Annotated in this window: 9 protein-coding genes and 1 pseudogene; 8 read left to right on the top strand and 2 right to left on the bottom strand. The window is 62.7% G+C overall.

Annotated features, from left to right (window positions below; all coding sequences use genetic code 11):
- The 3 genes from MK313_RS17605 to MK313_RS17595 all read left to right on the top strand — a co-directional run.
- On the top strand, positions 1-274 hold a 274-nt coding region (locus MK313_RS17605), incomplete at its 5' end, for an integrase core domain-containing protein (protein WP_287783433.1).
- A gap of 36 nt (positions 275-310) precedes the next feature.
- Positions 311-646: a signal peptidase II gene (lspA, locus tag MK313_RS17600; RefSeq protein WP_287783430.1), complete on the top strand. Its 336-nt coding sequence runs from the start codon at positions 311-313 to the stop codon at positions 644-646.
- Positions 643-1,533 carry a cation transporter gene (locus MK313_RS17595; RefSeq protein ID WP_287783427.1) on the top strand — a complete coding sequence of 297 codons (891 nt, stop codon included), beginning with the start codon at positions 643-645 and terminating at the stop codon, positions 1,531-1,533. Before lspA ends, MK313_RS17595 begins: the two co-directional genes overlap by 4 nt.
- Positions 1,534-1,568: 35 nt before the next feature.
- On the opposite strand, the pseudogene MK313_RS17590 reads toward MK313_RS17595, so the two are convergent.
- Positions 1,569-2,075, bottom strand: a pseudogene (locus tag MK313_RS17590) (IS5/IS1182 family transposase); the annotation flags it as partial.
- Between the two features lie 128 nt (positions 2,076-2,203).
- Here MK313_RS17590 and MK313_RS17585 point away from each other — a divergent pair.
- Positions 2,204-2,845 carry a DUF3800 domain-containing protein gene (locus MK313_RS17585; RefSeq protein WP_287783425.1) on the top strand — a complete coding sequence of 214 codons (642 nt, stop codon included), beginning with the start codon at positions 2,204-2,206 and terminating at the stop codon, positions 2,843-2,845.
- A gap of 239 nt (positions 2,846-3,084) precedes the next feature.
- Here the strand turns inward: MK313_RS17585 and MK313_RS17580 are convergent, their stop codons facing one another.
- Positions 3,085-3,330 carry a helix-turn-helix transcriptional regulator gene (locus MK313_RS17580; RefSeq protein ID WP_287783423.1) on the bottom strand — a complete coding sequence of 82 codons (246 nt, stop codon included), beginning with the start codon at positions 3,328-3,330 and terminating at the stop codon, positions 3,085-3,087.
- A 123-nt stretch (positions 3,331-3,453) separates the two neighbouring features.
- Here MK313_RS17580 and MK313_RS17575 point away from each other — a divergent pair, with 123 nt between their 5' ends.
- The 4 genes from MK313_RS17575 (at position 3,454) to MK313_RS17560 (ending at position 6,629) form a co-directional block, all read left to right on the top strand.
- A complete protein-coding gene (locus MK313_RS17575; RefSeq protein WP_287783420.1) occupies positions 3,454-4,212 on the top strand; it encodes a hypothetical protein in 759 nt (252 codons plus the stop codon).
- Positions 4,213-4,465: 253 nt separating this feature from the next.
- Positions 4,466-5,392, top strand: coding sequence for a type IV toxin-antitoxin system AbiEi family antitoxin domain-containing protein (locus MK313_RS17570; protein ID WP_287783418.1), 927 nt, complete (start codon positions 4,466-4,468; stop codon positions 5,390-5,392).
- Complete coding sequence (locus tag MK313_RS17565; RefSeq protein ID WP_287783416.1) at positions 5,385-6,299, top strand: nucleotidyl transferase AbiEii/AbiGii toxin family protein; 915 nt, start codon at positions 5,385-5,387, stop codon at positions 6,297-6,299. The genes MK313_RS17570 and MK313_RS17565 overlap by 8 nt, the downstream gene beginning before the upstream one ends.
- 102 nt (positions 6,300-6,401) lie before the next feature.
- Positions 6,402-6,629 carry a hypothetical protein gene (locus MK313_RS17560; RefSeq protein WP_287783413.1) on the top strand — a complete coding sequence of 76 codons (228 nt, stop codon included), beginning with the start codon at positions 6,402-6,404 and terminating at the stop codon, positions 6,627-6,629.
- Positions 6,630-6,757: the final 128 nt, after the last annotated feature.

Below are 6,757 nucleotides of genomic sequence, written 5' to 3'. Positions count from 1 at the left end.
CGCACCCGGAAGCCCATGGGAGAATGGCTACATCGAGAGCTTCAATGCTCGCCTGCGCGACGAACTCCTCGACGGCGAGATCTTCTACACGCTCAAAGAGGCCAGGATCATCGTGGAAAGCTGGCGTCGGCATTACAACACCGTGCGTCCGCATGGATCGCTCGGCTACAAGCCGCCGGCGCCGGAGGTCTTCATCCCGGCATTCGCGCGGGCGGCCCTGCAACCCCAACCAGCGATGCCGCCCGCGCTGGCGCCACGACCATCATTGCACTAACAATCAAATTGGACCCGTCCGTGGGGGCCGATCAGAATGAGCTTTGGCCTGTTCGCCTCCGACTCCCCGTTTAGTCCTTACATTCTTTCGTTCATCGGCCTTTGCATCATCGTCTTCCTGGGCGTGTGGGCGTTCAGGAGCGATAGCGCCGTTCAGCGCGCCGCCCTTGCCTTGATCATCGGCGGCGCGGCCAGCAACGTGCTGGACCGCCTGGACGACGGGGCGGTGACCGATTTCCTCGATTTCTACATTGGCGCCTACCACTGGCCCGCCTTCAATCTGGCCGACGCCGCTATCGTGTGTGGCGTGGCCGCCCTGCTGCTGGAAACGTCGCTCCCGCCGGCGTTCAGGAAAAAGGAGCATACCCGATGAGTGCTACGGTTTCGACTAATGGCACCCCGGAGGCGGTGCGCTTCCGCGTCACTGGCATGGATTGCCCTTCCTGCGCCGTCAAAATCGAGAAGGCGGCCCGCGGGGTGGCGGGTGTAGCGGACGCGAAGGTCTCGATCGCTTCACAGATCATGACGCTGCGTGTGGACGACCCCGGCGCAAACCTGCCGGAGGTCGAGCAGGCCGTAGCCGGCCTCGGCTACCGGCTCGACCGTCTGGATAGTCCCAGCACCGATAGCGTGGGCGATATCGACGATCTGCCGAAGGATCTGAGCCACATCACCCCGGCTTACAGGCGGGCGCTGTGGATCGTCATCCTGCTGAATGTCGGCTACGGCCTCGTTGAGATGGTCGGCGGCTTCATCTCGGGATCGCAGGCGCTGAAAGCCGACGCGCTCGATTTCCTCGGCGATGGCCTGATTACCTTCCTCGGCATTCTCGCTATTGGCTGGAGTCTGGTTTGGCGCGCCCGCTCCGCACTCATTCAGGGCCTGTTCTTGGGTGCTTTGGGCGTGGGCGTGCTCGCCAATACGGGATACCGCGTGCTGGTGCTGCAGCAGCCGGAAGCCGAATTGATGGGCCTGTTTGGGCTGATTGCGCTCGTCATCAATGTCGCCGCCGCTCTCGTGCTCATTCCTCACCGGGCGGGTGATGCCAACGTGCGGGCGGTGTGGCTGTTCTCGCGCAACGATGCAATCGGCAACGCAGCCGTGGTTGTAGCGGCGGGCCTCGTTTGGTGGAGCGGCACGCCTTGGCCCGATCTCGCGGTCGCGGCGGTGATCGCCGGGCTCTTCCTGCAATCGTCGTGGTCAATTGTCCGGGACGCGAGGAGTGATCTGCGTCAAACGCGAAGCCCAAGCCTTGCCTAAAGGGTCGTCTGTGAAGAATCCGCGCCGGCGAGTTTTCAGGCGGCCTGAGCTGTGGGCAGGGCTTTGAGGAGTGCCATGAGCAGGGCACGCAAGAGCGCCTCCAGCCAGCGGATGAGGAGGCTGAAGTTGTAGCCGGCGGCGGCGAGGACGGCGTTGGCGCGGTCGCCGTGGCGGCCCTTGAGGTAGTTGCGCTGCATGCGGTGCTCGGCCTTGACGTGGCCGATGACGGGCTCGACGGCGGCGCGGCGTTTCATCTCGCGGCGGATGGTCGTGGTGACCCGGCGCACCTGGCCGGAGATCCAGACCCTGAACTTGTGCGGATGGTTGTGGCCGCGGTAGCCCTTGTCGACGTGTATGCGGCGGGCCTCGACACCGGTGAGCCGTTCCATCTCGGCGACGACGGGCCCGAGGGTGTGGCCGTCATAGGGGTTGCCGTGCAGGGCTGCAGCGTGCAGCACGAACTGGCCGCCCTTGGGCTTGGTCACCGGGGTGGCGATCGAGACCTTGCAGCCGAACTCATAGGGCGCGCGGGCCTTGCCCTTACGCGGTCGAGCCTTTCTACTACGAGCGTGGCGTCGACTTCTATCGGGATGGGCAGAACTACGCGGCGGGGTCGCTCCTCCACATCACGCGTCCGACTCTGCTTGGGAGGGCAGCGTTCGACGAATTGATGTCGGCATTCCAGTTCGCGGTGAAGGAGAAGTCGAGCGCTGCCCTCAGGAACCTCGTCGCCGCAGCTCAAGCGACGAGGTGGCGAGAACTGCCTGAGATCCTCGGGCCACTGGCGAAGTTCGCTGCACCGGAATGCTTGTCCGCGATAGCGACGTCCGGCGTGGACACGGACGCGGCCATTGTCGTGCTGCAGTCCCTCATCAGCAGGATGGAGGTGATGGCGGATGAGCCATATAGCGTGGAGCACGACCAGTCCAAGAATCTAACCAGATACCACGATCTCATCCAGCGATTCATCGATCACGACGAGGAGATCGAGTTCCGGACAACCGAGATCGCGAGCCTGAAATTCCCGCTCAAGCTCATAGAGGTGACTCAGGTCGATTCCAGGACGAGCCCGGCCGTCCAGTTGGCCGATGTTCTAATCGGCGCGGCCATTGAAGCGGCCAACATCATGGCTTGGCAACGGACGGGAGGACTCGATCCTGAGGCCCTGCTCTCGCTGTACGCTGATCATCAGTTCATCAGCCTCTTCCCCTCGATCGACTTCGAAGAGCAGCGTCGGTTCAGGCAGGATGGTCAGGGATCGGAATTGATAGACTATTTGGCGGCCAACTTCTTCTCGTCACCGAAGGCCTGATCAGTGCGTGCCGGTCACAAGCTCCAGCTCCGTTTCCCATGGCGTAGCGTAGCCTGGGAAGACGCGACTCCTTGCCGACACAGACTGGTCAAAGGAAAAACACTGTCTTTGCACCAAGTCGGTCTTGCCTTTCGCTGAGCTTATTGCGGCTACAAACTTCCGCTGGCGCGAAGCAGTCGTCTAGGATTGCGCAAGTGGAAGTCTTTTTTCGGTCAGAGTTACCCGTTCCGCTTAGATGTTCACGCGCCGTCAACGGACCGCGCCAGCCGAACGCCTGGACCGCCGCCGTTCTCAGGAATGAACTCGATACCGGCCGCTTCGAGGGAGAGCACAAGAGCCTGAACGATCGATGCTGACGCCGGCTTTGAACCACGCTCGATCTGCACAATAGTTCTCAAACTGACCTTCGATAAATCCGCTAGCTCCTGCTGCGAAATGTCTAGCAGCCCGCGGGCCGCACGGATTTGCGCTGAAGTCACTTCCATAGCTTTGTGTTGTCTCGTTGCGTAAAAAGTGCAAATGTGCATATTATATGAAGCGGCTGCTGACGGTGGTTACAGCACCTTCAGCAGCCTGACCACAACCCAAGCTTTCAAGGAGCTCGGATCATGGCTGATTCCGACAATACACGAGTCTTTCCTTCGGTCACGCGCCGGATGCTGCTTTCGGGCACGGCGGTGGCCACGGTGGTGTTGCCGCTTGCGGATGCCGCGGCCCTGGCTGCCGGGGCACCGGCCGAAGGCTCCGCCTCCGATCCCGCGCTGGCGCTCTGGCGCGATTGGCAGGCCGCCTATCTCGACACCGCTGCCCTGTGCCGCAGGCAGCAGCGTCTGGAGACCCAACTGGTCGAGGCCATCGGCTTTCCCTACGCCGAGGTCTATCTGCCGGACGAGGACGCGACCGTTGCCGTCTCCTGGCACGGCGACATCGAGGAGCTGTTCGGCGACGATCCCGCCTTGGCCGAGCTGCGCGCGCAGGCCGAGGCCGATCTGGCGGCCCATCAGGCGCGCTGGGATGCCGAGGATAAGCGGATCGGTTATTCCGCCGCCAGGCGGGCGGAACTGGCCGCTGCCGACCATGAACAGGAACTGGTCGAGGTTCTGATGGCCACCCCCGCCAACACACTGGCCGGGGTGGCCGGCAAGCTCGATGCCGTGCTGCGCGAGGGCGAGAGCGTCGAAGAATGCACGGAGTTTCCCTGGCCGCAGCTCCGCTCCGCCCTCGTCGATCTGGTGGGTATCGCCCAGACACGGCTGCCCGGCGCCTTCATGCCCGGCAGCGACCGCAGGGGGCCCTATCCGCGCCGCCGCCGGGAGGCGGTCTGCCCATCGGTCATGATGTACCAGCGCGGAGACCGGGTGACATGAAGAACGCATCCGCAAGGAAGGGCACTGGCGCCGAAGGCAAGGCGAGCCTTCCTGCAAGGGAGATTGTTACGAATCCTCGGACCATAAGCGCATGTGCCGAGGATTCGTATCATCGTGCATGGTCCTGCTGGGCTCTCGAAAGGCGCGCGTCCGTGGTCGTTCCCGCCGGCGCGCCCGTCCCGGTCGGCAATGGCATAGGATATTTTGCCAGTATCATATTTTGATGGTTATTAACCATTGAAAAGAGATATATATGAAATACGAGTTGCGCGCATTTTCAAAATATGCGAATTTGATGGCTATGAGCCATCAAAGAACGCCAAGGCTGAAGCCCTTTCTGGAGCGAGTCCCCCCCGGCTTCCTCGTCGATGCGGCGTGGCTGAAGCGCTTCGGGATCGATCCCAAGTCCATCCACGACTATGCCGAGCGGGGCTGGCTGGAGCGGGTGGTGCGCGGGGTCTACCGTCGCCCGCTACCCCATACCGATCAGGCAGGGCGCCCGCTTGTCCGACCGGAGACCGACTGGCAGCTCTCGCTGCTGTCGATCCAATGGATCATGGAACATGACGTCCATCTGGGTGGCTTGAGCGCGCTCGGCTTCCATGGGCTCGCCCACTATCTGCCGCTTGGCGGCGGGGAGCGTGTCTATCTCTATGGCGAAGTTCCCTCCTGGCTGGCCCGCCTTCCGGGCAAGGCACAGTTCGTCGTTCGCTCGCGCGTCCTGTTCGGTGAAGACCTTACCGGCGTCGAGAATGCTGAGCACCAGTTCGAGAGCGAGCCCGGGGCGGGGGCAGAACACGGCCCGACGGTGAGCCCTTGGCGCTGGCCGCTCAAGGTTTCGTCCCCCGAGCGCGCCATCCTCGAAGCTCTCGACGAACTGCCAGCCCACGCGACCTTCGACAATCTAGACATGATCTTTCAGGGTCTGACGAACCTGCGCCCCAAGCGCCTGATGACCCTGCTGCGCGCTTGCCGAAGCATCAAGGTCAAGCGCCTGTTTTTCGTGTTTGCCGACCGGCATGCCCATGCCTGGGTGAAGCATCTGGACAAGAGCGCCATCGATTTTGGTTCCGGCCCGCGCGCGCTGGCGAAGGGCGGAAAACTGCACCCGGTCTACCGGATCTATGTGCCCGAGGCGCTTCTGCCTGAGGACATGGACGAGGACGCGAGCCATGCGTGAACGCTATGTCGAGCAGGTCCGCTTGCTGATGCGCCTCCTGCCAGCCATTGCGGCCGAGAAGGTCTTTGCGCTCAAAGGCGGTTCGGCCATCAATCTGTTCTACCGGGACATGCCGCGCCTGTCGGTCGATATCGATCTGACCTATGTGCCGATCGAGGACCGGGCCGTCTCTCTTCAGCATATCGATGCCACGCTCGACCGGATCATGGATTCATTCGGCCGCAGCAACAGGGATGTGCGGCTCCAGCGCATCGCCGGCGGCGGGAACCTGGAAACCCGCATCATGGCCTCGCGCGGTGCGGCGAGCGTGAAGATCGAGACCTCGCCTGTCATGCGCGGAACGGTGCTGTCGCCGGTGCCGATGAGGGTTTCGGACGCGGTGGAGGAGGCCTTTGGGTTCGCCGAGATGCCGGTGCTCGCCTTCGAGGACCTCTTTGCCGGCAAGCTGCATGCCGCCCTCGACCGCCAGCACCCGCGCGATCTCTACGATGTCCACCTGCTCTATGAAAATGAGGGGCTGACGGACGATTTGTTCCGGGTCTTTCTGGTCTATGCCTGCGCGTCCGGCCGTCCGCCGCACGAACTGCTGGCGCCGCCGGCTATCCCGATAGAAGAACTGTACACGGAGGAATTCGTTGGGATGACGCGGGAAGAGATCGCGCTGTCCGATCTCGAAACGGCGCGGACGCGCCTGATCGCGGATATCCGAAGCCGCTTGACTGGCAAGTCCGCGGCGTTCCTGCTGTCGCTTCACGACGCCGAACCGGATTTCGCCCTCATCGACCTGCCCCAGGCCGAACGGCTTCCCGCCGTCCAATGGAAGCTTCTCAACCTGCGCAGGCTCAAGGCTGAAAATGCAGCCAAGCATACCGAGCAAGGAGAAATGCTGAAGGCGTTGTTTGTCTGAAGAGGGCCTGGGAGAAGAACAGGGTATATAACGGCTATAAGATCTCGGCCGCTTTTGCGCGATCCTTATCCGGTATGCACCAATACTGGAAAGGCTCGGCCCATGAAGGAAAAGGAGGACCAGGCGACGGCGGTCATCCCGCCCCCGGCGAACGATAACGGCCCCGAGCATGGGGCGGCGCAAGAAGCGGAGCGGCACCTGGATACCATCGCGCGGGCCATCGGCCGCCATATTGCCCGCGAACACATCAGGGCCTGGGAGCAGGAGCGGCGGAAGCGGGCGGCCAACGACAACCGGCCAAAGGAAGAGGGGCGGGAACCGGACGGGTGAAATCCGCCCTTGAAAAGAAAGGAAAGTCTTATGACCCGCGTTGCGCTATACGCCCGCTATTCCTCGGACCATCAGAGCGTTTCCTCCATCGAGGACCAGTTCCGCATTTGCCGGGACCAGGCGGCGCG

It is taken from the genome of Oceanibaculum sp., from assembly GCF_022449305.1.
GTDB classification, from domain to species: Bacteria; Pseudomonadota; Alphaproteobacteria; order Oceanibaculales; family Oceanibaculaceae; genus Oceanibaculum; species Oceanibaculum indicum.
Note: the sequence above shows the minus strand (reverse complement) of the source record. Positions and strands in the feature narration are given on the sequence as shown.